A 21,050-nucleotide genomic window follows, 5' to 3' on the forward strand; every position below is an offset into this window, starting at 1 on the left:
CACCCTTGGTACGCAAAATGCGTGTGAGTTGGCGGGTGTCGATCCCGGCGATGGCCACGATGCCTTGGGCTTGCAGGTACTCGGACAGAGACTGCGTCTGACGGAAGTTGGAAACCCGGATGGGCAGGTCTTTGATGATCAGACCAGAGGCATGGACTTTCGACGCTTCGACATCCTCGGGGTTGACGCCGTAGTTGCCGATGTGCGGATACGTCAGGGTGACGATCTGCTGGCAATAGCTGGGGTCGGTGAGGATTTCTTGGTAGCCGGTGAGCGAGGTGTTGAACACCACTTCACCGACCGTGTGACCGGCGGAACCGATCGAAGTGCCAGAAAAGACCGTGCCGTCTGCGAGGGCCAGAAGAGCTTGGGGCAGTACGGGCAGCACGGGGTTATTCTCCGTTGTTGTGCGCGCCCAGCTCTGCTCTCGATGAGCCGATTCCGGTGAGGGTGAAACGATGCAAGTTTCGCTAGGCGGAGGGTGGTTTCGGGTAAACCTGTAGAGTATAACCCATCGTGCTGTCACAAAGCATTTCCCACTGTATGGAGGCCCCATGAAAGGCGACATGAAAGTCATAGAACACCTGAACGCTCAACTCAAAAACGAACTGACAGCGACCAACCAATACTTCCTGCACTACCGCATGTTGAAGCATTGGGGCTTCGACAAGCTGGCCAAGAAAGAGTACGAAGAATCCATCGGCGAAATGAAGCACGCCGACAAGTTGATGGAGCGCATCTTCACGCTCGACGGTCTGCCCAACCTGCAAGACCTGGGCAAGCTGCTGATCGGCGAGGACGTGCCCGAACTGCTGAGCTGCGACCTGCAATTGGAAACCGGCGCCCAGCAGACCATCAAGGACGGCATCGCCTATTGCGAGACAGTGCGCGACTACGTGTCACGCGACCTGCTGCAAGCCATCCTGGACGACACCGAGGAGCACATCGACTTCCTCGAAACCCAAATCGACCTGATCGGCAAAGTCGGTTTGCAGAACTACCTGCAGTCGCAGATCAGCTGATCTGACGGCCCCGGTTGGCGGGGCGAACGACAAAACCCCGCCAGTCCGTGAGGACTACACACATGAGGGGGTTGACTGCGAATTGTTCCTATTTAGAATAGTGTCATCAAACTCGTTGTTTTGTGACGCCCATGATTGTCTGTGTTTGCAACCGAATCTCCGACCGCGACATCGTGCGCCATGCGCAGCAAGGGTGCTCCACTTTCGAGGACCTGCAGTTCGAACTGGGCGTTTCCACCTGCTGCGGCAGTTGCGAACAATGCGCCCGCGATGTGTTCCAGGGTGCCCAGCGCCCTCACACGGAAGCCACCATCCACATCGTGGCACCCATGAGGTTGCCGGCTTTCGCCTGACACACCAAACCCGAAAAGCGCGTCATTTCGCACAATCGCGCCCGGCCTGTTTCCCTTAACTTTGCCGCTGCCCCGCCGATACGTCTTCAAAGACCAGTCGGTTTGGCTTGCATCAGAGGGAAACATGGCTTCATTCTTCTTCGTCGACGAACAGGCAAGCACCAACAACCGCAGTGCCGTGGCCAAGCCCACGCTGGTGCAATCGCGCGCCATCTCTGTGATCGCGTCTCCTGACGACTCCGGCTATGCCACCCCCTCCTCCCTGCGCCGGGCGCAGGTGTGCCCCCCATCGCTGTTCAGCCGCTCAGGGCCGCAATGGAAACGCTGGGTGCGGGGATTCTGGTCCTGGCTCTGGGACCTGGACGACTACGCGGACGCCATGCCCGTGCTCACGGGCCTGACCAAGGTCAAATCGGAATTCTGTGCCGCCATGTGGGATTTGCAGTCGGTGCGGGCCCATCAAGTGCGTGATGCCGTCGAACATGCGCGCTCCCTGCGTGAGTTGTGGCACTTGCGCGCCGACGTGTTCCGCGCCATTTCCACCCACCGTGGACAGGCCGAAGCCACCGTGCGGATCGAAGCGCTCAACAACCATTTTCCGGTGCGCGTGTCCCGGCCCAACGCCGAACTCAAGCAGGGCCGCACCACAACTTGGTGATCAGTTGTCACAAAGGGCGCTGCGCACGCTGACGCCATAGCACAATGGAGGGCTGAAACACCTCAGCCCCATGAACATCATCATCCTGGACGACTACCAAGACGCCGTCCGCAAGCTCAAGTGCTCGTCCAAGCTGGACGGCCTCTCCGCCAAGGTCTTCACCAACACCGTGAAAGGCAACGGGCAATTGTCCGTGCGGCTGCGCGATGCGCAGGCCCTGGTCCTGATCCGCGAGCGCACCCACTTCCCCAAGGGCCTGCTTGAAAAGCTGCCCAAGCTCAAGCTGATCTGCCAGACCGGCCCAGTGGGGCCTCACATCGACGTCGAAGCCTGCACGCGCCTGGGCATCGCCGTGTCCGAGGGGGTGGGCTCGCCCGTGGCCCCGGCTGAGCTGACCTGGGCCCTGGTCATGGCCGCCATGCGCCGCCTGCCTCAGTACATCGGCAACCTCAAGCACGGGGCCTGGCAGCAGTCGGGCCTGAAGGCCTCGTCCATGCCCACCAATTTCGGCCTTGGCATGGTGCTCAAGGGCAAGACGCTGGGCGTGTGGGGCTACGGTCGCATTGGTCAACTGGTGGCGGGTTTTGGCAAGGCTTTCGGCATGCACGTGACGGTGTGGGGGAGCGAAGAGTCCCGCGCACGCGCCAAGGCCGATGGCTGCATCCCGGCGCCCAGCCGCGAAGCGTTTTTCGAAGCCTGCGACGTGTTGTGCCTGCACCTGCGTTTGAACGACGACACCCGGGGCCTCATCAAGCTGGAAGACCTGAGCCGCATGAAGCCCACGGCTTTGCTGGTCAACACCTCCCGCGCAGAACTGATCCACGAGAACTCGCTGGTCACCGCCCTGAACCGCGGGCGCCCCGGCATGGCCGCCGTCGATGTGTTCGAGAGCGAGCCCATCATGCAAGGCCATCCCCTGCTGCGCCTGGAAAATGCGGTGTGCACTCCGCACATCGGCTACGTCGAACAAGACAACTACGAGCAGTACTTCAATGCTGCCTTCGACAACCTGCTGAACTTCATCAAGGGCGAGCCGACCAACATCGTCAACCCCGAAGTGCTGCACCCCCGGTATTGACTTGAGGCCCCGGTTTGGAAGCTGAACGCGCCCTGCCCCGGCAGGACATGGCCGCGGCCCGCTGGGCCTTGTTGCTCGGCAACTTCGTCATCGGTTGCGGCGTGATGGTCGTGGGCGGCACGCTCAACGACCTCACGCACTCACTGAGCATCACCGTGCTGCAAGGCGGGCACCTGATCGCCATCGCGGCCGTGATGATGGGCTTGGGCGCGCCCATCCTGGCAGGCTTGGTGGGCAGTGGTGACCGCCGCAAGCTCCTGACCGCCGCCATGCTCTGGTATGGATTGGGCCACCTCCTGTGCGCACTGGCGCCAAGCTACGCGTGGCTGTGGCCGGTGCGCGCGCTCACGGTGCTGTCGGCTGCGGTGTTCACACCGCAAGCCGCGGCCGTGGTGGGCTACATGAGCACGCCCGCGCACCGAGGACGGGCCATCACCTTCGTGTTCATGGGCTGGTCCATCGCCTCGGTGGCCGGGCTGCCGTTGGCCGCCTGGGTGGGCGAACGGATGGGGTGGCGGGTCGCCATGGCCGCGATCGCCGTGGGCTCGCTGGTGTCGGCATGGGCGGTGTACAGCGCAGTGCCTGCCGGCATCCGACCTCCCGCCTTGTCGATGCGTTCCTGGCGCAAGGTCTTCACCTCACCCTTGATGATGGGACTGGTGGCCGTGACCGCGCTGCAAAGCACCGGTCAGTTCACGGTGCTGGCCTATGCCGCCCCGTATTACAAGTTCGGTTTTGGCGCCAGCCCGGAGCAGATCAGCTTTCTGTTCGCCTGGTTCGGCGCCCTGGCATTGGCCGGCAACCTGCTGCTGAATCGGTACGTGGACAAGGTCGGCGCGGCACAAGCCGTGACCTCCACGCTGGGCCTGATGGCGCTGAGCTTGTTGATCTGGCCATGGGCGCACGATGTCAGCAGCCTGGCCCTGGTCTTGTTGCCTTGGGCCTTGAGCGGCTTTGCCACCAACTCCGGGCAACAGGCGCGGTTGGGTGGGCTTTCGCCTCGCCTCACGCCTGCCTTGATGTCGCTCAACACCTCGGCCATCTACCTGGGACACGCCTTGGGCGCCTCGGGCGGTGGTCTGGTGCTGACCCATGCCGGATACGGTCAGCTGCATTGGCTGGGCTTGTTCTGGATGCTGCTGGCCTGGGCGGTGAGCTGGTGGGCTTGGCGGGCCCAACAAGCTCAGGAACGACAGCGGGACGAGCGGCTGTCCATCAGCCCACCCGCCGCCGCCAGCTGAGGTCAGTGCTTGGCCAGGCCCCGCTGCCGGCGGGCTTCGTAAAGGCACACGCCGCTGGCCACGGACACATTGAGGCTTTCCACCCCGCCCAGCATGGGAATGCTGACCAGTTCATCGCAGTTCTTGCGGGTGAGCTGGCGCATGCCGCTGCCTTCGGCACCCAGCACCAGTGCCGTGGCCTGGGCCAGGTTGGCCGCGTACAGGTCGCGCGGGGCATCGTCGGAGGTACCGACCACCCAGATGTCGCGCTCTTTCAGTTCACCCAGGGTGCGCGACAGGTTGGTCACCATGAAGTAAGGCACCGTTTCGGCCGCGCCACTGGCCACCTTGGCCACCGTGGCATTGACGCCCACGGCATGGTCCTTGGGGGCAATCACGGCATGGGCGCCCGCGCCATCAGCCACGCGCAGGCAGGCGCCGAGGTTGTGAGGATCGGTGATGCCATCGAGCACCAGCAACAGCGGCGGCTCGGACAAGGCATCCAGCAGATCGTCCAGCGATTTGGGCTGGGGAATGCTTTCCACCTTGGCGACCACACCCTGGTGGCGGTGGGTGCCGCACATCTTTTGCAAGCGATCGTCATCGCTTTCGACCAGGTTCAGCCCGGCTTCCTCGGCCTTGGTCAGGAATTGGCGCATGCGCTGGTCGCGCCGAGTGGCGTCGAAATGCAACTCGCGGATGGACTTGGGTGCCACCTTCAGGCGCACGGACACGGCATGGAAGCCAAATAGCAGTTTCAGACTCATGCCGGCATCCTACCTTGTGCGCCAACCAAGGCCGGATCAGCCCTCGCTCACCAAGCGGCCTGCATCGATGCGAAGACTGCGTCCACAGCGGCTGGCGATCAGGGGGTCGTGGGTCACCAGAATCAAGGTGGTGCCCGCTTCTCGGTTCAATTCGAACATCAGGTCCATCACCGCATGGCCCGTGGCATGGTCGAGGCTGCCGGTGGGCTCGTCGGCCATCAACACCTTGGGCTGGACCACGAACGCCCGCGCCAGGGCCACGCGCTGCTGCTCGCCACCCGACAAGGTCACCGGCTTGTGCGACAGGCGCTTGCCCAGCCCAACGCGCTCCAGCATGGCGGCGGCCTGCTGGCGCGCATCGCGCACGCCCCTCAGTTCCAGCGGCAGCATGACGTTTTCGATGGCGCTCAGGTGCGACAGCAACTGGAAGCTCTGGAACACGAAGCCCAGGTTGGCCGCGCGGTGAGCGGCCCGGTCGTCTTCGTTGAGCGAGAACAAGTCCAGCCCACACAGCTGAACACTGCCATGGCTGGGCACATCCAGGCCCGCCAGCAAGGACAGCAAGGTGCTCTTGCCCGAGCCGGAAGCCCCCACGATGGCCACGGTTTCACCGGCCTGCAGGGTGAAGTCGATCTTGTGCAGAATGTCCAGGGTGCCCGATGAGTCCTCCACCGATTTGCCCAAGCCTTGCACCTGCACGACGATGGCCGACGAAAGGGGTACAACCGGGTTTTGGCTCATGTTTTTGACGAACGAAAGATGTTGATGCCCATGGACTTTACGCGAGGTGCGCGGCTGGCCCTGACCAGCCTGGCTTTGAGCCTGACGGTGTCAGTGGGTAATGCCCATGCGGCCCCCCAGGGTACGACCATCCTGGTCATGGGCGACAGCCTGTCCGCCGAGTATGGCTTGGCACGCGGCACAGGCTGGGTGGCCTTGCTGGAGAAGCGCTTGCAGGCCGAGAAGATCAGCGCCCAGGTGGTCAATGCCAGCATCAGTGGCGAAACCACCGCTGGTGGGGTTTCTCGGTTGCCTGCCTTGCTGAAGCAGCACCACCCCAGTCAAGTGATCATCGAACTGGGCGCCAATGATGCGCTGCGGGGCCTGGCGCTGGCCGCCACGCAGAACAACCTGGTCTCCATGGCCAAGGCGAGCAAGGCCGAGGGTGCCCGGGTGGTGGTCGTCGGCATGCAGGTGCCGCCCAACTTCGGCAAACGCTACACCATGGATTTTGCCGCGCTGTTTCCCAAGGTGGCCCAATCGGAGTCGGCGGCGCTGGTGCCATTCTTTTTGAAAGGCGTGGCCGACCGGGCCGATGCGCGCGATTGGTTCCAGGCCGATGGCATGCACCCTCTGGCCAAGGCGCACCCCGTCATCCTGGAGAACGTCTGGCCAGTGCTGAAGCCTTTACTTCTTGGTGGGGTTCAGCGTTGAGGCGAGACCGCTGCCAAAGTTGCCAAGCAGGGTTTCGGCCTGCTTGCTCATCTGCTCCTGCATTTGCGTGAACATCTGGCGCGACTGCTCCATGTAGCCGCCCATGAAGTTTTGCATCAGGGGCGCCTGCAGGTTGACCACGGAACTGTCGGTCAGGCGGCTTTGCAGGTCGATGAAGGACTGGATGTTCTTTTCCAGGTAATTGCCCATCAGCCCCTGCATGGTGTTGCCATAGAAGCGGATGATCTGCGCCAGGGCTTGGCTGGAGAACATGGGCACACCGCCGGTTTCTTCTTCCAGGATGATCTGCAAGAGAATGCTGCGCGTGAGGTCTTCACCGGACTTGGCGTCCAGCACCACGAAGTTTTCGCAGGCCAGGACCATGTCCTTCACATCCACCAGCGTGATGTAGCTGCTGGTCTGGGTGTCGTACAGGCGTCGATTGGGGTACTTCTTGATCGCACGCACACCCGGGGGAGCGGCCGCGGGGGTGTCAGCATCAGCGCCCATCTCTTCAGCGGTGGCTTTGCTTTGAGTGCCTGAGGCAGCTGATTGACGACGTGATGTGCTCATGCTGTTCTTGGGTCTCCGGATCGGTGGATCATTTTAGGCACAGTCGTCCGGAAATGGTAATACTCATGTCCAGTTGCGCCTTGCCCATCGTACACAAGACCTTCAAGCCAAACTGCATCTTTTTTCAACAGCCACGGGCCTTCATGGTGAAGGTGGGGCATGAATCGAACACCGCCTCTTGGGCAGTTTTGAGGAGATGGTGGTGGGCGGCAATGGGCCCGGACTGACCGGATAGGGGCAGGCCTGGTGGGCCCATCACGCCTTGCCTTCAAGTGTACCGCGGTGAAAGCTTGCCACGACATAAGGATATTCAACTTGCGAGTTTCACGGTTTGACGGCTGAGTGAGATAGTCCACGGCCAGTTTTCAATGAAGCACTGATGAACCGTATCTCCGTCCACCGTTGTCGAAACCTTCTGGCCGCTGGCTTGCTTTTCACGGTCAGTGCCTGGGCGAACGCCGCGCCCTCGCCTCAGGATCCTTCCTTGGTCCGGGCTGAACTGGTGTCCTCCGTGGACGCCGTGTACCCCGGTGAGCAGATCACGGTGGGGCTGCATCAGCGCATTGCCCCGCACTGGCACACGTACTGGATCAACCCCGGCGATTCCGGCTTGGCGACGACCCTGGAATGGACTTTGCCCGCAGGTTCGGTGGCGGGCGACATCCAATGGCCGGCACCGCGGCGTTTCACCCAGGGTCCCGTGACCAACTACGGTTATGAAAACGAAGTGACCTTGCTGACATCCGTGCGGGTGCCTGCCAATGCCAGCCCTGGGGTCAGCTTTCCTGTTCAAGCCAAGGCCAAATGGCTGGTGTGCCGCGAGGTCTGCATTCCCCAGGAAGCCACACTGAACTTGGCCCTGCCAGTGATTGCACCTGGCGGCGCCCGTTCCGAAGGCCAGGCCTTGATAAAACAGGCACATGAACAGTTGCCGGTGCAGGCCAACTGGGCGGCCGAGGCGGTCCTGCAAACCGGCGGTGGCGTGGCTTTGCGCATCCCCAAGGTGTCGATCCATTGGGCCGGGGCCACGGATGTCTGGTTCTACCCGGACGAGTGGGGTCGCATTTCGCACAATGCACCGCAACCCCGCCAGGACGACGACCAGCAAGGCAGTGTCATTCAATTGACTGCCGGAGACTCAGCCGCGACCGCAGGACAGGTGTTGAAAGGGGTCCTGGTGGTCTCCGAGGGTGAAGGCCAGGCGCTGGTTCGGAAAAGCTATTGGGTCAGCGCGACGGTGAAGCCTGGTGCATTGGGCACGCCGACGGCAACACCTTTGGCCACAGCCCCCTCGACATCGACGCAGCCCCCCGACCTGACCCTGGGCTCGGCCCTGGTGCTGGCGCTGCTGGGCGGCCTGGTCTTGAACCTCATGCCCTGCGTGTTCCCGGTGCTGTCCATCAAGGCACTGGCTTTGCTGAACCACGGTGATCAAACGCCTCGCCAAGCGCGCGTCCATGGTTTGGTGTACACCGCCGGGGTCTTGAGCAGCTTTGCCTTGCTGGGCGGTTTGCTGGTGGCGCTCAAGGCTGGTGGGAGCCAGGTCGGCTGGGGATTTCAATTCCAATCTCCGGTGTTCGTGTTGGCGGTGGCTTACCTGATGTTCGCGGTGGGTCTGAGCCTGTCGGGCGTGTTCACCATCGGCGGCTCGGTCACCGGCGTGGGGTCATCGCTGGCCAGCCGTGGCGGCTACGGTGGCAGCTTCTTCACGGGCGTGCTGGCCACGGTGGTGGCCACGCCCTGCACGGCGCCCTTCATGGGCGGCGCCATTGGCTTTGCCCTGGGCCAGCCCACCGCCGTGCTGATGGCCGTGTTCCTGAGTCTGGGACTGGGCCTGGCCCTGCCCTACCTGCTCCTGAGTTGGTGGCCGCGACTGCAGCGCTGGCTGCCCCCGCCGGGCGTCTGGATGGAACGCGTCAAGCAGGCCTTTGCCTTCCCCATGTACGGTGCCGCGGTGTGGCTGGTCTGGGTGCTCGCGCAACAGGCCGGTGTCGATGCCGTGGCGGTCGCCCTCGGTGGCCTTTTGGTCATCGCGTTGGCCGCCTGGGTCTACGACAGCTCACGTGCCAGCCAACCGGCCTTACGCCATGTGGGCACCTTCGCCGCGGGCGTTTTCCTGGCCGCGGCCCTGGGCGGAGGTTATGTCGGCATCCGGTCTGGCGCATCGGCCAACCCCGGCACTTCGTTCGAAACCAAAACCGGACCTGGCTCCGAGAAAGCAAGCTGGGAGCCCTACTCGGCTGGACGCTTGAATGAACTGCGCACCAAAGGCCAACCGGTGTTCGTGAACCTCACCGCGGCCTGGTGCATCACCTGCCTGGTCAACGAACGCGTGGCCTTGAGCCGGCCCTCGGTGGTCGATGCCTTCAAGGCCTCCGGCATCACCTACCTCAAAGGCGACTGGACCAACCAGGATCCCGAGATCAGCCGTGTGCTGTCCGAGTTCGGGCGCAGCGGCGTGCCCTTGTACGTGCTGTACCCGGAAGGACTTCAGAGCAAGCCCATCGTGCTGCCCCAGATCCTGACCCCGGACCTTGTGTTGGCCGCGCTGAAAGATGCCTCGGCGCTTGCCCTTGTTTCCCGTCGATAAAACCCTAGGAGCTTACCCATGTTGCTGCGTCGTCAATTTTCCAAGACCTTGCTGACTTGCGCCGTTCTGGCCGGCTTGCCGATGGCCGCGCTGGCCGCCGCCGAGGTCAACCAGGCCGCCCCGGCGTTCTCGGCCCAAAGCGCCAATGGCAAGGCCATCAACCTCAGCGACTACCAGGGCAAAACCGTGGTGCTGGAGTGGACCAATCAGGATTGCCCTTTCGTGAAGAAGCACTATGAAAGCGGCAACATTCCCAGGCTCCAGAAGGAAGCTGCCGCCAAGGGTGTGGTCTGGTTGCAGGTGATCTCATCTGCACCTGGCGAACAAGGCCAGGTTGATGGCCCGACCGCCATCAAGGCCAATGAGTACCGCGGCGCCACCCCAGCCGGCATCGTGCTGGACCCCCAAGGCAAGGTCGGCAAGCTGTATGGCGCGCAGACCACGCCCCACATTTTCATCATCGATCCGCAAGGCAAACTGGTCTACAAGGGCGGCATCGACAGCATCGCGTCCAGCAACCAGGCGGACATCGCCAAGGCGGAGCCCTACGTCGGCAATGCGATCAAGGCGGTGACGTCGGGCCAGAAGGTGGCACAGCCCAGCACGCGGCCTTATGGCTGCTCGGTGAAGTACGCCAGCTGACGACCCGAATCACGTTCACGCCAACCAACAAAAAAAGGCCAGACCGCTTGCGCGGCTGGCCTTTTTTTTGGCTGATGCCAGCGCAAGGCTGGCATCTCCCATCACATTTTGCCGGAGAACTGGATGCCGAACCAGCGCGGGATGGCTGGCACATAGGTGCTCAAGGTCTGGTTCTGCGGGGTGTCGTCGTCGAACAAGTTCTTGACGATCAGCGACACGTCGAACTTCTGGTCGCTTCGGCCGATGCCAATGCTCGCGTCGGTGGTCCAGTGCTTCTTGATCCAGCTGTAAGCCGAGAGGTTCGCATCGCTGTAGTAGCCGCTCTGGAACGCCGAGTTGAAGCTGCCATGGGCTTGAAGCTGATTGAACACGGGCACGCGGTATTCGGCGCCGATGTTCAACATGTACCGCGAAGCACCAGGCAGGACGCTTCCAGACACGTCGCGGGCGGTTGGTCCAGGGGTGGCGGAGCTGTTGGGCTGGTATTCCGCAGGCACCGGAGCGTTCGGGAAGCTCTTGTACTTGGCGATGGTGTAGGCACCCGATACACGGGCCGTCAAATTGCGGATGCCGGTGTAAGCACCATCGAACTCCAGACCGCGGATGGTCACCTTGGGTGCATTGCCGACATAGGTGACGACCGTGCCAGATGCTTCGAGTTGATTCACCGTCTGTTGGTAGTCACGGATGCCCGTGTTGAACACGCCTGTATTGAAAATCAGGCTCTTGTCGAACAGCACCGACTTCAGCCCCACCTCGAGCGACGTGGCTTTCTCGGCCTTGGCCAACACAGGCTTGCCGTTGACAACTTGCGCCACGCCACCCTTCTGGCCGTATTGGACCGTGAAGTAGCCGGTCTGGTCCTCATTGAACTTGTAGCTCGGGCTGATGTTGAATCCTGGATAAGCCTTTCTGTATTCCGGAGCGTTGACCTGGTTCCAGAGTGTGCCGATCTGACCATTGCGGATGGCCTTGGCCGTGCCCACTTGTCGGCGCTGGTCCGGTGTAAGCAGGCTGTAGGCGCTGACCCCGAAGTAGCGTTGAGCGACCTGGTCAGCCAGCGCCAGCTGCGCGGCCGTGTTGGTGCCCAGGACACCCGCATCATTCGAATTGAACCCGCCGAGTTGCACACCATTCTTCACGGCTGGGTTCAAGGCGCCACCCGAGCCGTTGTTGACGATGAGCGACGAGGTCTCGTTCGTGCGGTTCTCGTAGGTGAGTCGGGCGCCGGTGGTCAGGGTGAACTGGTCGGTCACGTGCCAATCGGTCTGCCCGAAAATGGCCTTGCTGCGGTTGACGATCTTCTGGGCCGAAGTCTTGCCCATGCCATTGAGGGAGTCCGTCAGCAGTTGACGCCCCGCGGAATCCGTGTCCAGAAGGTCATACTGCGCCTGGTTGGCGAACCACGCGCCCGCGTCCTGTCCCCATCCAGCGTTCAGGCTTTGCTGGCCGAACATGACCTGGTTGTGCCAGTAGAGGAAGCCCGTCTGCCAATCGACTTTGCCACCGGGCTTTGAACTCAGGCGGAACTCCTGGCTGAACTGCTTGTACTCCTCGACCTTGCCTCCACCGTTCAGGGACACGGCGAATGGTGTGCCTTCCGAGTCGTTGCTGGCGCCAAAATGATATCGGCGGCCTGCTGTGATCGATGTCAGGTCGAAGTTCTCGAAGTTCTTCTTGAGCTGCAGAGAGGCGTTGTTGGTGTAGGTGTAAAGCGGCAGCTGCTGGTTGGTCGTGGGATTGGGGTTGTTGAGGTAGAGCCCACCATAGTAGAAGTTCTCGCCGTTGTTCTGCCGCCTGAACCAATCGCGGTTCAGCCTCGTCGCGTTGTCGATCGAGCTGTCGTAAGTCGAATTGCCGTTGGTGAAGGTGGCGGGTGGATTGATCTTGACCGTGCCGCCGTTGTAGAACTCCGCCCCATTGGGTTGCACTTCGACACTGGCCAGGGCACTGAAGTCGGACGTCGGTGTGAAGAGGAGCTTGATGCGACCAGACACCCGATCCTTGTTGAAGTACGAGTTATCCGAGTTGTAGTTGTTGGTATACGGGCCATTGCCCTTCTCAACGATCAGGGCGCCACGCCACGCCAACACATCATCGATCACCGGACCACCACCGGCCACCTGGCTGATGACGGTCTGGTTCTGCCCCAAGGCGATCGACCAGTTGGCGTCTGGCGTGAAGGATGGATTGCGGGTGTTGATGGTGACGGAACCCATGTTGAAGTTCCGGCCTTGCAGGGTGCCTTGAGGACCCTTGGCCACCTCGACCGTGTCAACGTCGTAGAAGTTGAAGCTCAGCAGAGGTGGGTAGACGATGCTGACGCCATCGATGATCCCGCCGACACTGACGTCTTGAGCCTCGGTCTGCGTGATCTTGCCCACGCCGCGCATGGCGAGGCTGGCGGTGCGCGAGTTGCCAACATTGCGCACCAGGCCTGCGGCGCGTTGCGAGATGGCGCCAATGTCGAGCGCCAGCTGGCTTTCCAGCTCCTTGCCACTGATCACCGAGATGGATTGGGGCACATCGGCGACGCGGGCGAGCTTGGGCCGACTTCGCACCACCACCTTTTCAAGTTCCTGCGTCTTGGCGTCTTTCTCGGCCGCGGCCTCGGCGGCCACTGGGGCTTCCACGGCCGGTGCCGCGGCACCAGTGGACAGACCAGCGGCTTCGGCGGCGGCCTTGTCACGGGCGGCCAGTTCGGCCTTCAGCCTGGCCACTTCCTGCTGCAGCTCTTCCACGGTGGGGGCTTCCGCCGCGTACACGGAGCCAGCACCGAACACGAACAGACCGGCCACCAAAGCGGCAACGGGGGACAAATTCAAAGGCGCTTGCTTGTCTCGAATAGCATGTCTTCCAGCGCTCGCTTTATGCTTCATTACCGCTATCTCCGGGATGTAAAAATTAAGCTGCATAAACAGCAGAAGCCATGCCACCAAAGCACCGGTTTCTGCATATGAATATGTGAGCGGCCGTCACGGCCATGCCCATAGCGGAAAGAACCGCCGGCTTCATTGACCAGAGCTGGTCGCCCTGCCCCTCGCTGAGGTTTTCGCAAACAGCCAGGTTGATTTGTCAGCAATCATGGTTTGAAGGGGTGCGCCAATTCAAGCAGCACTGTTTGAATATCGACATCCCTTGAACACTGATGGCCCCATGCAAAAGCGCCACCCGTCACCCGGCGAAAGCCGAGCACCGCGTGGCGCCAAAGCAAAGCAGAGAAATGGATCAGGCGGCGCTGGGCTTGCCCCGCACGTAAAGGCTCCACAGCCTGGCGAGATCCGCCACGCCATCACGACCTGAGACATGGCGGTCGGTGTCGGCAAGCTAGCGCTGACCCCACAGCTTGGCTTTGCCATGGTCGCGCGAACGGAAGGCCGTGCCCGAGATGGACTCCAGGTAGCTGAGTTTCTCAGCCTGGCCAAGGCGACCCGACGCGTTCAAGGTTTCAAACGACTTGATCGTGGTGTCGAGGTCTCCAGCCCCAGCAGCGGCGGCCAGGCGCATGCGATCGATGGTGGAGGATTCCTGAGCGGTCTTGCCCCCACGGCGTCCTTGTACTTTTTGGGCCTTGATCAAGGACTGCGCTGCTTGCAATGGCCTGCCCAGGCACTTCCCATCAGCAGCGCCATCGCGGCCACCCGAAAGGTCTTGCTCACACCCGATTCATTCATGCTTGCTCCTTGCTCAGCCCGCTGCGGAGCGGGCTAGTTCACGAACTGCTCATTGCCCACGACACCGAGCTTGGTCACGCCGTGGCGCTGCGCACTGGCCAACACCGCGGCCACGTGCTCGTACTCGGCCAGCTTGTTGGGCCGCAGGTGCACCTCGGGCTGGTCGGCTTCGGCACCGGCCTTCTGCAACCGGGCCTCGAGTGCCTGGTGGTCGGGCAAAGCCTCGCCATTCCAGAGCACGGTTCCATCGAAGTCGACGTCGATGGTCACGACCACGGGAGGCTGGGGCGGCGCGGCAGCCGGCCTGCTCACAGGCAGGTTCAGGTTGACGGAATGCAACTGCACGGGAATCGTGATGATCAGCATGATGAGCAGCACCAGCATCACGTCGATCAAGGGCGTGGTGTTGATGTCGATCATCGGTTCGGGATCGCTGGCGCTGCCTGATCCAATGTTCATGGCCATGGAATGGTCCTTGGGTACTTTTGATTAAGAACGTGCGGGGGGCTCGGTCACGAAGCTGATCTTGGAGATCGCCGCGCGCTGGCAGGCGAACACCACTCGCCCGATCGATTCATAACGCGCCTTGCCGTCGCCACGGATGTGGACCTCGGGTTGCGGCACGAGGACCGAGACCTTCTTGAGCCGCTCCACCAGAGTGGCCGCGTCGGCCACCGGTTGCGTGTTCCAGAAGATCCCGCCGTCCTGATCAATCGAGATCTCGATGTTCTCGGGCTTGGTCTGCCGCACGATGTTCTGCTCTTTCGGCAGCGACACGGGAACCGTCTGGGTGACCACCGGGATGGTGATCAGGAAGATGATCAACAGGACCAGCATCACGTCCACCAATGGTGTGGTGTTGATGGTCGCGTTGATGGCGTCGTCCGAGCTGCTAGAGCCGATGCTCATGGCCATGTCAGGCTCCTGGGGTCAAGGTTGCTGGTCAGCCTGCGGCGCGCGCAGCGACCGGGATCGACGAAGGGGCGTTGTTGTTGCCGTTGGCATTGGCAGCATGGGCATGCCCGCCCACCAGACGGACGGGCTTGGCACCCAGCAACACGCCATGCAGTTCCGCGGCGAAGCTGCGGGCGGCATCGAGCGTGACCTTGTTGCGGCGAACGATCCAGTTGTAGCCCAGCACCGCCGGCACAGCGACCGCCAGGCCAATGGCCGTCATCAGCAGCGATTCACCCACGGGGCCGGCCACCTTGTCGATGGAGGCCTGGCCCGCCACACCGATGGCGGTCAGCGCGTGCAGGATGCCCCACACGGTGCCGAACAGGCCGATGAATGGCGAAGTGGAGCCCACGGTGCCCAGGAAAGCCAGGCCATCTTGTTGGCGAGCCTGGACTTCATCGATGGAACGCTGAACACTCAAGGTGACCCAGGTGTTGCGGTCGATGTTCTGGGTCAGCTCGCCTTCGTGGTGGTTGCTGGCTTCGATGCTGCTTTCGGCGATGAAGCGGAAAGCACTGCCTTCCTTGAGCTTTTGGGCGCCCTCTTGCAGGCTGCTGGCGCGGAAGAAGGTCTTGCGCGCTTCACGGGCCTGACTGGCCAGCTTGTAGCTTTCATACAGCTTGGTCACCAGGATGTACCAGCTGCCCGCGCTCATGAGGATCAGGATGATCAGGGTGCCACGCGCCACCAGGTCGCCCTGGCTCCACAGTGCTTCGAGGCCGTAGGGGTTGTCAACGGTTTCCTTGGCGGCGGTCGCAGGGGCAGCCGTGTGGCCTGCGGCTTCGGTGACGGCGGGCTTGCTGTCGACGGCGGTCACTGGCGTGGCCTGGTCTTGCGCATGAGCAGCGGATGGGTGACCCAGGGCAGTGACACCCAGCGCGGCCACGAGGGCCAGAGCGGTGGCCGCAGAGCTTAGTTTTTTGATGAACATGAGAGATTCCTTACTGACAAAAATTGAACAAGACGCATCACTCAGTTCGCGGCGGCGAACTCAAAAGTCTGCAATGCAACCACTACCTGATCACCGTTGTCCTGGCAGCCGTACTGCAGAACGGCCTTTCGAACGGCGTCGTCGAACACACCACGCGGCGTCGACTTCACGATGTCGACGTTGACCACCTTGCCCCCTTTGACGGTCAGGCGCGCCTGGACCGATCCGGTGATGCCGTCGCGCTCGGCCTTGGCAGGCATGACGGGCTGGGCTCGCTGAGGGCAGGCCACTGACACCGACACGACCGCTGGCTTGGGTGGCGCGGGTGGTGCCACCACCGGCGGTGCCACGGGCGCGATTTCGACCGGCGCGGGCGGAGGCGTTGGCGTGGCCGCGATGACGGGCGCGGGCGGAGGCTCCGCGATGGTCACCTCGGGCGGCGGCACGAAAGGCGGCGGAGGCAGGTCCACCTTGGGCGGTGGCGGCGTTTCGATTTTGGGCGGCGGTGGCGGCTTGACCTCTTCGATGATCTTGGTCTCGATGGGCGCGCGAACCACATCCACCACCTTCTGCGCCAAGCCAGACATGAGCGCGTAGATCACGACGACGTGGAAAAGAACGACAGAGCCAATGCCAAACAGTTGGCGCTTGGGGTCGGTTTGAAGCTGATAACTGTGCATGCCTGAACGCTCTGTGTGGGCGATGGGGATTGAATGAACGGGACGCCTGTGCAACGTCATTTGGGCGAAAGATACGCGGCCACTCCCGCACTGAAAACAAATAAATCTGGATATTCATATGCAGCGGCGCTGCGAAGAAATGCCACTGCTGAATAAGCAACCAAGGTGCTGACATGGCAGCAGCCAGCACCTTGAAACTGGTCAGAATCCAGCAGGCCGTGTCACTTTCCGGCGGCAATCACGGCCTGGTCGTCGTGAGGTGTCCCCGCAGGCGCCCAGTCGTAGGGCACCGGTTGCGCGCGGTACAGCTGGTGATTGACCGTCTGCTTGCCATTGACCGGGTCCTTGCCCACGCGAGGATGGGCATTGACGTACTCCCAGACGATGTCCCCGTTGGGCGTCACCTGGAACAAGCGCCCACTCTGCCCTTCGTCGATGAAGGTATTGCCATTGGGCAGGCGACGCGCAGCGCTGATGTGCGTGCTGCGGAAAGACCAGCTGGGCCCGCCCGAGTCCTCGCCCGTGTACTGCCAGACGATCTCTTTCTTGATGGGGTCGATTTCGAGCACGCGCGAACCTCCGGTCGTCTGCAGTTCGACCGGTGGATAGCCGGCCTCGCCCTGGTTGTCGAAGACCAGCAGATTGCCCGCGCCTGGCAAGCCCTCGGGGATGAGGTGGGCATCGTGTTGACCCGTGATCTGGTCGACCGGTCGTGGCACTTTCCGGGCGCTGGGTCCCTTCGGGATGGCCGGATAGTTGGGCCCCAAAGTCCAGACCACCTTGCCGGTCTTCCTTTCGACGATGGCGATGAAGTTGGCGTTGCGCGAATCGAAGATCAGGTTGTCCGGATGAAAGCGCTGGTCACCCGCCTTGTACCAGCGGTTCGGCCCCAGCACCTTGAGGTTGTTGACGTGCAAGTAGTCCGCGTCATGGGACTGTCGGACCAGCTTGAGTTGCTCGGGCGTGAAGCCGAACTCTTCCAGGTGCTCCGAGGCGACCCAGCGCCAGACGATCTCGCCCGCCGGGTTGACTTCGTAGAACACGTCGTCCAGCACCTGCGGCTGCTTGAAGCCCGGCGCCGCGTGCGTGAGGTTGGCCAGCACGATGGTGTTGCCGTTGGGCAGGCGGCCCCAGTCGTGGTGCTGGCGAGCCAGGCCACCAGGGGCCTTCTCGCCAAACTGCCAGACCACCTTCCCATGCCAGTCCAATTCGCCAATGGTTCTGGACACCCGTGTGCCCACGCGGCCCGGCACCAGTTCGGTCCCGGTGCCGTCGGCCTGGGCCAGCGTGACGAACACGTGCCCGCGCTGACCGCCCACCAGCGCCGGATCGACGAAGGTGCTGAAGGCGGCCGCGTCCCTCCACTGGCGCACTGTGTTGCCATGGAGGTCGATGAGGCGCGCAACGTTGTCTCCCCCGGTGAACAGCACGAAGCTGCCGTACGCCCGGGCCGGGTCGTGGCGCGTGGTGCCGGTGGGAAAGACGCTGGGGCCAGCCATGGCGGAGGCCGTCAGCAGCAAGCTGGTGAAGAAAAATGGGATGGATGCTTTGGTTCTGAACATGGGTTCTCTGCCTGGAAATGAAGCAGAGGTTTAGCAGCCGGCATGCCACGGAAATCAGCCCCGATTGCTGATCCAGCAGCAGCCATCAACCGCAACCTTTGAAGGCTGCTGTCTATTGAGCAAACGCTGTTGATTTGCCGGCACAAGCCGCCCGGACTGACCCGCATTTCGAGGTGGCGCGAAATCTGCTGCACAGGCCACCTTTCACTCTTGATCCCGTTTCGCCCATGCGCCCTGCATTTTCCACATTGCTGATGTCCACCTTGTTGCTGGCTTCCCTGAGCGCCGAGGCCGGTACCTTGTATGGCGGCACCTGGGTGCCCACCGGCTGCGGCGCCAAGCCAGCGGCCCCCCAGCTTGATTTGAAGGACCCCGATGCCTTCAACCGCAGCGTGTCCGGCGTCAACACCTACCGCCAGGCCATCCGCACCTACCTCGATTGCCTGGTGCAGGAAGCCAATGCCGACATCCAGACGGTCACCAAGAGCGCCAGCGCGGCACAGCAAGCCGCGAAGGACGCCAACGACAAGATCCAGGCCGACGTGAAGGCTGCGGACGAGAAGTTCAAGTAGCACAGCCCTGTGCTCGTCCACCCCATGTCGACATGCCGAGCGATCAAGGCGCCAGTTTCAACTCCAAGGCCAGGCGGATCACCGTGTCAGAGGGTGTCACCGTGAACTGCCGCCTTAGGCCATCCGTGTTCGTGTACACGCTGTCATCGACCTGCTCCTGCGGCAGCAGGTTCGACAGCGTCAAGCGCCATGTCTGCAAGAAAAAGCCCGGGCATGCCCGGGCTTGCGATAGACGACCAAGCCGCTTAGAACTGCGGGCCGCCGAAACCACCATGGTCATCATGGTGAGGCGCCGCGGCCGCCTTGGGCTCGGGCAACTCGGCCACGATGGCCTCGGTCGTCAGGATCAGGCTGGCCACCGAAGCGGCGTTCTGCAAGGCAGAGCGCGTCACCTTGGCGGGGTCCAGCACGCCCTGCTCCACCAGGTCACCGTAGGTGTCGTTGGCGGCATTGAAGCCGAAATTGCCCTCGCCTTCCAGCACGCGGTTGACGACCACGCTGGGTTCGCCACCGGCGTTGGCCACGATCTGACGCAGCGGTTCCTCAATGGCGCGCAGCACCAGTTGGATGCCGGCATCCTGGTCGGCGTTGTCGCCCTTGATCACGCCCGCGCGTTGCTTGGCGCGCAGCAAGGCCACGCCGCCGCCAGGCACCACGCCTTCTTCGACGGCGGCACGGGTGGCGTGCAGCGCGTCTTCCACGCGGGCCTTCTTTTCCTTCAGCTCGACTTCGGTCGCAGCGCCAACCTTGATCACCGCCACGCCGCCAGCCAGCTTGGCCACGCGCTCTTGCAGCTTTTCGCGGTCGTAGTCGCTGGTGGCATCGCCGATCTGGATGCGGATCTGCTTGACACGGGCTTCGATGTCCTCGGCCGGGCCGGCGCCATCGATCAGGATGGTGTTCTCCTTGCCCACTTCAATGCGCTTGGCCTGGCCCAGCTCGGCCAAGGTCACCTTGTCCAGCGTCAGGCCGATCTCTTCGGCGATCACCTTGCCACCGGTCAGCACGGCGATGTCTTCGAGGATGGCTTTGCGGCGGTCGCCAAAGCCTGGCGCCTTCACGGCCACCACTTTCAAGATGCCGCGGATCGAGTTGACCACCAGCGTGGCCAAGGCTTCACCCTCGACCTCTTCCGCGATGATCAGCAAGGGCCGGCCCGCCTTGGCCACTTGCTCCAAGGTGGGCAGCAGGTCGCGGATGTTGCTGATCTTCTTGTCAACCAGCAGGATGAAGGGGTCGTCCAGCGCCGCGATCTGCTTGTCGGCGTTGTTGATGAAGTAAGGCGACAGGTAGCCGCGGTCGAACTGCAGGCCTTCGACCACGTCCAGTTCATTGTTCAGGCTCTTGCCATCTTCCACGGTGATCACACCTTCCTTGCCCACCTTGTCGATGGCGTCGGCGATGATCTGGCCGATGTCCCAATCGGAGTTGGCCGAGATGGCGCCAACCTGGGCGATCTCTTTGGAGGTGGTCGTGGGCCTGGCGATGTTCTTGACCTCGGCCACCAAGGCCGCCACAGCCTTGTCGATGCCGCGCTTCAGGTCGGTCGGGTTCAGGCCGGCGGCCACGTACTTGAAGCCTTCGCGCACGATGGCCTGGGCCAGCACGGTGGCGGTGGTGGTGCCGTCGCCAGCGTTGTCGGAGGTCTTGGATGCGACTTCCTTGACCAGTTGTGCACCGATGTTTTCATAGCGGTCGCGCAGTTCGATTTCCTTGGCCACGGACACACCGTCCTTGGTCACGGTGGGCGACCCGAAGGAGCGCTCGAGCACCACATTGCGGCCCTTGGGGCCCAGGGTGACCTTGACGGCGTCGGCCAGGACGTTCACGCCACGGACGATCTTCGCGCGGGCGTCATCACCGAATACGACATGTTTTGCTGCCATGTTGGTTTCTCCAGGAATGCAATCAGAAAATGGGGATCAGGCGATCAGTTGTCGAACACGGCCAGCACGTCGTCTTCACGGATGACGAGGACTTCGTCGCCATCGACTTTCACGGTCTGGCCGGAGTACTTGCCGAAGAGGATGCGGTCGCCCGTCTTGACGGACAGGGCCACCATATCGCCCTGGTCATTGCGCTTGCCGGGGCCGACCGACAGGACCTCGCCCTGCTCGGGCTTTTCGCCAGCCGAATCGGGGATGACGATGCCGCTGGCGGTCTTGAGTTCGGGTTCGCTGCGCTTGACGATCAGGCGATCGTGCAAAGGACGGATGGGCATGGAAGAAGACTCCTGTGGATCATGGTTGGGATGTCGAAGCTCTCTATTCGCAAACGGCGGGCCAGGCTTTCAGCCCCCTGGTTGCTGGAAAGACGACAGTTTTCTGGCCGCCATCA

At 62.5% G+C, this 21,050-nt stretch carries 23 protein-coding genes; 9 read left to right on the forward strand and 14 right to left on the reverse strand.

Annotated elements, in window-relative coordinates; genetic code table 11:
• On the reverse strand, positions 1-388 hold a 388-nt coding region (locus tag ACREB4_RS16245), incomplete at its 3' end, for a carbamoyl-phosphate synthase domain-containing protein (RefSeq protein ID WP_431589277.1).
• A 166-nt stretch (positions 389-554) separates the two neighbouring features.
• Between ACREB4_RS16245 and bfr the strand changes: the two genes are divergently transcribed.
• The 5 genes from bfr to ACREB4_RS16270 all read left to right on the forward strand — a co-directional run bounded on the left by bfr (position 555) and on the right by ACREB4_RS16270 (position 4,352).
• Positions 555-1,022, forward strand: coding sequence for a ferritin-like domain-containing protein (bfr, locus tag ACREB4_RS16250; RefSeq protein WP_431589278.1), 468 nt, complete (start codon positions 555-557; stop codon positions 1,020-1,022).
• Positions 1,023-1,153: 131 nt separating this feature from the next.
• Positions 1,154-1,375: a (2Fe-2S)-binding protein gene (locus tag ACREB4_RS16255; RefSeq protein WP_431589279.1), complete on the forward strand. Its 222-nt coding sequence runs from the start codon at positions 1,154-1,156 to the stop codon at positions 1,373-1,375.
• A 124-nt stretch (positions 1,376-1,499) separates the two neighbouring features.
• Positions 1,500-2,033, forward strand: a complete 534-nt coding sequence (locus tag ACREB4_RS16260; protein WP_431589280.1) for a hypothetical protein — start codon at positions 1,500-1,502, stop codon at positions 2,031-2,033.
• A 70-nt stretch (positions 2,034-2,103) separates the two neighbouring features.
• Positions 2,104-3,111 carry a D-2-hydroxyacid dehydrogenase family protein gene (locus ACREB4_RS16265; RefSeq protein WP_431589281.1) on the forward strand — a complete coding sequence of 336 codons (1,008 nt, stop codon included), beginning with the start codon at positions 2,104-2,106 and terminating at the stop codon, positions 3,109-3,111.
• Positions 3,112-3,125: 14 nt separating this feature from the next.
• Positions 3,126-4,352 carry an MFS transporter gene (locus ACREB4_RS16270; RefSeq protein WP_431589282.1) on the forward strand — a complete coding sequence of 409 codons (1,227 nt, stop codon included), beginning with the start codon at positions 3,126-3,128 and terminating at the stop codon, positions 4,350-4,352.
• A gap of 2 nt (positions 4,353-4,354) precedes the next feature.
• On the opposite strand, the gene rlmB is transcribed toward ACREB4_RS16270, so the two are convergent.
• Positions 4,355-5,098 (reverse strand): 23S rRNA (guanosine(2251)-2'-O)-methyltransferase RlmB, encoded by a 744-nt coding sequence (gene rlmB, locus ACREB4_RS16275; protein ID WP_431589283.1) that lies wholly within the window; start codon positions 5,096-5,098, stop codon positions 4,355-4,357.
• Between the two features lie 36 nt (positions 5,099-5,134).
• Entirely contained in the window at positions 5,135-5,839 is a 705-nt protein-coding gene (locus ACREB4_RS16280) for an ABC transporter ATP-binding protein (protein ID WP_431589284.1), read from the reverse strand.
• Between the two features lie 30 nt (positions 5,840-5,869).
• Between ACREB4_RS16280 and ACREB4_RS16285 the strand changes: the two genes are divergently transcribed.
• Positions 5,870-6,532: an arylesterase gene (locus tag ACREB4_RS16285; RefSeq protein WP_431589285.1), complete on the forward strand. Its 663-nt coding sequence runs from the start codon at positions 5,870-5,872 to the stop codon at positions 6,530-6,532.
• Here ACREB4_RS16285 and phaR read toward each other — a convergent pair.
• Positions 6,506-7,042 carry a polyhydroxyalkanoate synthesis repressor PhaR gene (phaR, locus tag ACREB4_RS16290; RefSeq protein WP_431589286.1) on the reverse strand — a complete coding sequence of 179 codons (537 nt, stop codon included), beginning with the start codon at positions 7,040-7,042 and terminating at the stop codon, positions 6,506-6,508. The two genes, ACREB4_RS16285 and phaR, sit on opposite strands and share 27 nt — an antisense overlap.
• 442 nt (positions 7,043-7,484) lie before the next feature.
• Between phaR and ACREB4_RS16295 the strand changes: the two genes are divergently transcribed.
• Both ACREB4_RS16295 and ACREB4_RS16300 read left to right on the forward strand, forming a co-directional pair.
• Positions 7,485-9,695, forward strand: a complete 2,211-nt coding sequence (locus ACREB4_RS16295) for a protein-disulfide reductase DsbD family protein (protein ID WP_431589287.1) — start codon at positions 7,485-7,487, stop codon at positions 9,693-9,695.
• A gap of 18 nt (positions 9,696-9,713) precedes the next feature.
• Positions 9,714-10,337, forward strand: a complete 624-nt coding sequence (locus ACREB4_RS16300) for a redoxin domain-containing protein (protein WP_431589288.1) — start codon at positions 9,714-9,716, stop codon at positions 10,335-10,337.
• A gap of 101 nt (positions 10,338-10,438) precedes the next feature.
• Here ACREB4_RS16300 and ACREB4_RS16305 read toward each other — a convergent pair whose 3' ends face one another.
• The 7 genes from ACREB4_RS16305 to ACREB4_RS16335 form a co-directional block, all read right to left on the reverse strand.
• Positions 10,439-13,162, reverse strand: coding sequence for a TonB-dependent receptor (locus ACREB4_RS16305; RefSeq protein ID WP_431589289.1), 2,724 nt, complete (start codon positions 13,160-13,162; stop codon positions 10,439-10,441).
• 502 nt (positions 13,163-13,664) lie between these two features.
• Positions 13,665-13,916 carry a hypothetical protein gene (locus ACREB4_RS16310; RefSeq protein ID WP_431589290.1) on the reverse strand — a complete coding sequence of 84 codons (252 nt, stop codon included), beginning with the start codon at positions 13,914-13,916 and terminating at the stop codon, positions 13,665-13,667.
• Positions 13,917-14,044: 128 nt separating this feature from the next.
• Positions 14,045-14,476 (reverse strand): ExbD/TolR family protein, encoded by a 432-nt coding sequence (locus ACREB4_RS16315; RefSeq protein WP_431589291.1) that lies wholly within the window; start codon positions 14,474-14,476, stop codon positions 14,045-14,047.
• A gap of 24 nt (positions 14,477-14,500) precedes the next feature.
• Positions 14,501-14,926, reverse strand: coding sequence for an ExbD/TolR family protein (locus ACREB4_RS16320; protein ID WP_431589292.1), 426 nt, complete (start codon positions 14,924-14,926; stop codon positions 14,501-14,503).
• Positions 14,927-14,954: 28 nt separating this feature from the next.
• Positions 14,955-15,899 carry a MotA/TolQ/ExbB proton channel family protein gene (locus ACREB4_RS16325; protein WP_431589293.1) on the reverse strand — a complete coding sequence of 315 codons (945 nt, stop codon included), beginning with the start codon at positions 15,897-15,899 and terminating at the stop codon, positions 14,955-14,957.
• A gap of 41 nt (positions 15,900-15,940) precedes the next feature.
• Positions 15,941-16,579: an energy transducer TonB gene (locus tag ACREB4_RS16330; RefSeq protein ID WP_431589294.1), complete on the reverse strand. Its 639-nt coding sequence runs from the start codon at positions 16,577-16,579 to the stop codon at positions 15,941-15,943.
• Positions 16,580-16,800: 221 nt separating this feature from the next.
• The gene (locus ACREB4_RS16335; RefSeq protein ID WP_431589295.1) at positions 16,801-18,141 is read right to left on the reverse strand and encodes an aryl-sulfate sulfotransferase; all 1,341 of its coding nucleotides are present in this window, start codon (positions 18,139-18,141) and stop codon (positions 16,801-16,803) included.
• Positions 18,142-18,368: 227 nt separating this feature from the next.
• Between ACREB4_RS16335 and ACREB4_RS16340 the strand changes: the two genes are divergently transcribed.
• The gene (locus ACREB4_RS16340; protein ID WP_431589296.1) at positions 18,369-18,713 is read left to right on the forward strand and encodes a hypothetical protein; all 345 of its coding nucleotides are present in this window, start codon (positions 18,369-18,371) and stop codon (positions 18,711-18,713) included.
• Positions 18,714-18,756: 43 nt separating this feature from the next.
• Here ACREB4_RS16340 and ACREB4_RS16345 read toward each other — a convergent pair whose 3' ends face one another.
• The 3 genes from ACREB4_RS16345 to ACREB4_RS16355 all read right to left on the reverse strand — a co-directional run bounded on the left by ACREB4_RS16345 (position 18,757) and on the right by ACREB4_RS16355 (position 20,934).
• Positions 18,757-18,897: a hypothetical protein gene (locus ACREB4_RS16345; RefSeq protein ID WP_431589297.1), complete on the reverse strand. Its 141-nt coding sequence runs from the start codon at positions 18,895-18,897 to the stop codon at positions 18,757-18,759.
• Positions 18,898-18,958: 61 nt separating this feature from the next.
• On the reverse strand, positions 18,959-20,599 hold the full coding sequence (gene groL, locus ACREB4_RS16350) for a chaperonin GroEL (protein WP_431589298.1): 1,641 nt from the start codon (positions 20,597-20,599) through the stop codon (positions 18,959-18,961).
• A gap of 44 nt (positions 20,600-20,643) precedes the next feature.
• Positions 20,644-20,934 (reverse strand): co-chaperone GroES, encoded by a 291-nt coding sequence (locus ACREB4_RS16355; RefSeq protein ID WP_431589299.1) that lies wholly within the window; start codon positions 20,932-20,934, stop codon positions 20,644-20,646.
• Positions 20,935-21,050 lie beyond the last annotated feature (116 nt).

The organism is Aquabacterium sp., assembly GCF_050725395.1.
Classification (GTDB): Bacteria; Pseudomonadota; Gammaproteobacteria; order Burkholderiales; family Burkholderiaceae_C; genus Aquabacterium.

What these genes read in the sequence shown, in the direction of transcription:
- ACREB4_RS16355 (WP_431589299.1), bottom strand. Translation starts at nt 20,934, where the DNA reads ATGCCCATCCGTCCTTTGCACGATCGCCTGATCGTCAAGCGCAGCGAA.
- ACREB4_RS16295 (WP_431589287.1), top strand. Translation starts at nt 7,485, where the DNA reads ATGAACCGTATCTCCGTCCACCGTTGTCGAAACCTTCTGGCCGCTGGC.
- ACREB4_RS16280 (WP_431589284.1), bottom strand. Translation starts at nt 5,839, where the DNA reads ATGAGCCAAAACCCGGTTGTACCCCTTTCGTCGGCCATCGTCGTGCAG.
- ACREB4_RS16325 (WP_431589293.1), bottom strand. Translation starts at nt 15,899, where the DNA reads ATGTTCATCAAAAAACTAAGCTCTGCGGCCACCGCTCTGGCCCTCGTG.
- groL (WP_431589298.1), bottom strand. Translation starts at nt 20,599, where the DNA reads ATGGCAGCAAAACATGTCGTATTCGGTGATGACGCCCGCGCGAAGATC.
- ACREB4_RS16285 (WP_431589285.1), top strand. Translation starts at nt 5,870, where the DNA reads ATGGACTTTACGCGAGGTGCGCGGCTGGCCCTGACCAGCCTGGCTTTG.
- ACREB4_RS16330 (WP_431589294.1), bottom strand. Translation starts at nt 16,579, where the DNA reads ATGCACAGTTATCAGCTTCAAACCGACCCCAAGCGCCAACTGTTTGGC.
- ACREB4_RS16265 (WP_431589281.1), top strand. Translation starts at nt 2,104, where the DNA reads ATGAACATCATCATCCTGGACGACTACCAAGACGCCGTCCGCAAGCTC.
- ACREB4_RS16315 (WP_431589291.1), bottom strand. Translation starts at nt 14,476, where the DNA reads ATGGCCATGAACATTGGATCAGGCAGCGCCAGCGATCCCGAACCGATG.
- bfr (WP_431589278.1), top strand. Translation starts at nt 555, where the DNA reads ATGAAAGGCGACATGAAAGTCATAGAACACCTGAACGCTCAACTCAAA.
- ACREB4_RS16340 (WP_431589296.1), top strand. Translation starts at nt 18,369, where the DNA reads ATGCGCCCTGCATTTTCCACATTGCTGATGTCCACCTTGTTGCTGGCT.
- ACREB4_RS16255 (WP_431589279.1), top strand. Translation starts at nt 1,154, where the DNA reads ATGATTGTCTGTGTTTGCAACCGAATCTCCGACCGCGACATCGTGCGC.
- phaR (WP_431589286.1), bottom strand. Translation starts at nt 7,042, where the DNA reads ATGGGCGCTGATGCTGACACCCCCGCGGCCGCTCCCCCGGGTGTGCGT.
- ACREB4_RS16335 (WP_431589295.1), bottom strand. Translation starts at nt 18,141, where the DNA reads ATGTTCAGAACCAAAGCATCCATCCCATTTTTCTTCACCAGCTTGCTG.
- ACREB4_RS16320 (WP_431589292.1), bottom strand. Translation starts at nt 14,926, where the DNA reads ATGGCCATGAGCATCGGCTCTAGCAGCTCGGACGACGCCATCAACGCG.
- ACREB4_RS16260 (WP_431589280.1), top strand. Translation starts at nt 1,500, where the DNA reads ATGGCTTCATTCTTCTTCGTCGACGAACAGGCAAGCACCAACAACCGC.
- ACREB4_RS16300 (WP_431589288.1), top strand. Translation starts at nt 9,714, where the DNA reads ATGTTGCTGCGTCGTCAATTTTCCAAGACCTTGCTGACTTGCGCCGTT.
- rlmB (WP_431589283.1), bottom strand. Translation starts at nt 5,098, where the DNA reads ATGAGTCTGAAACTGCTATTTGGCTTCCATGCCGTGTCCGTGCGCCTG.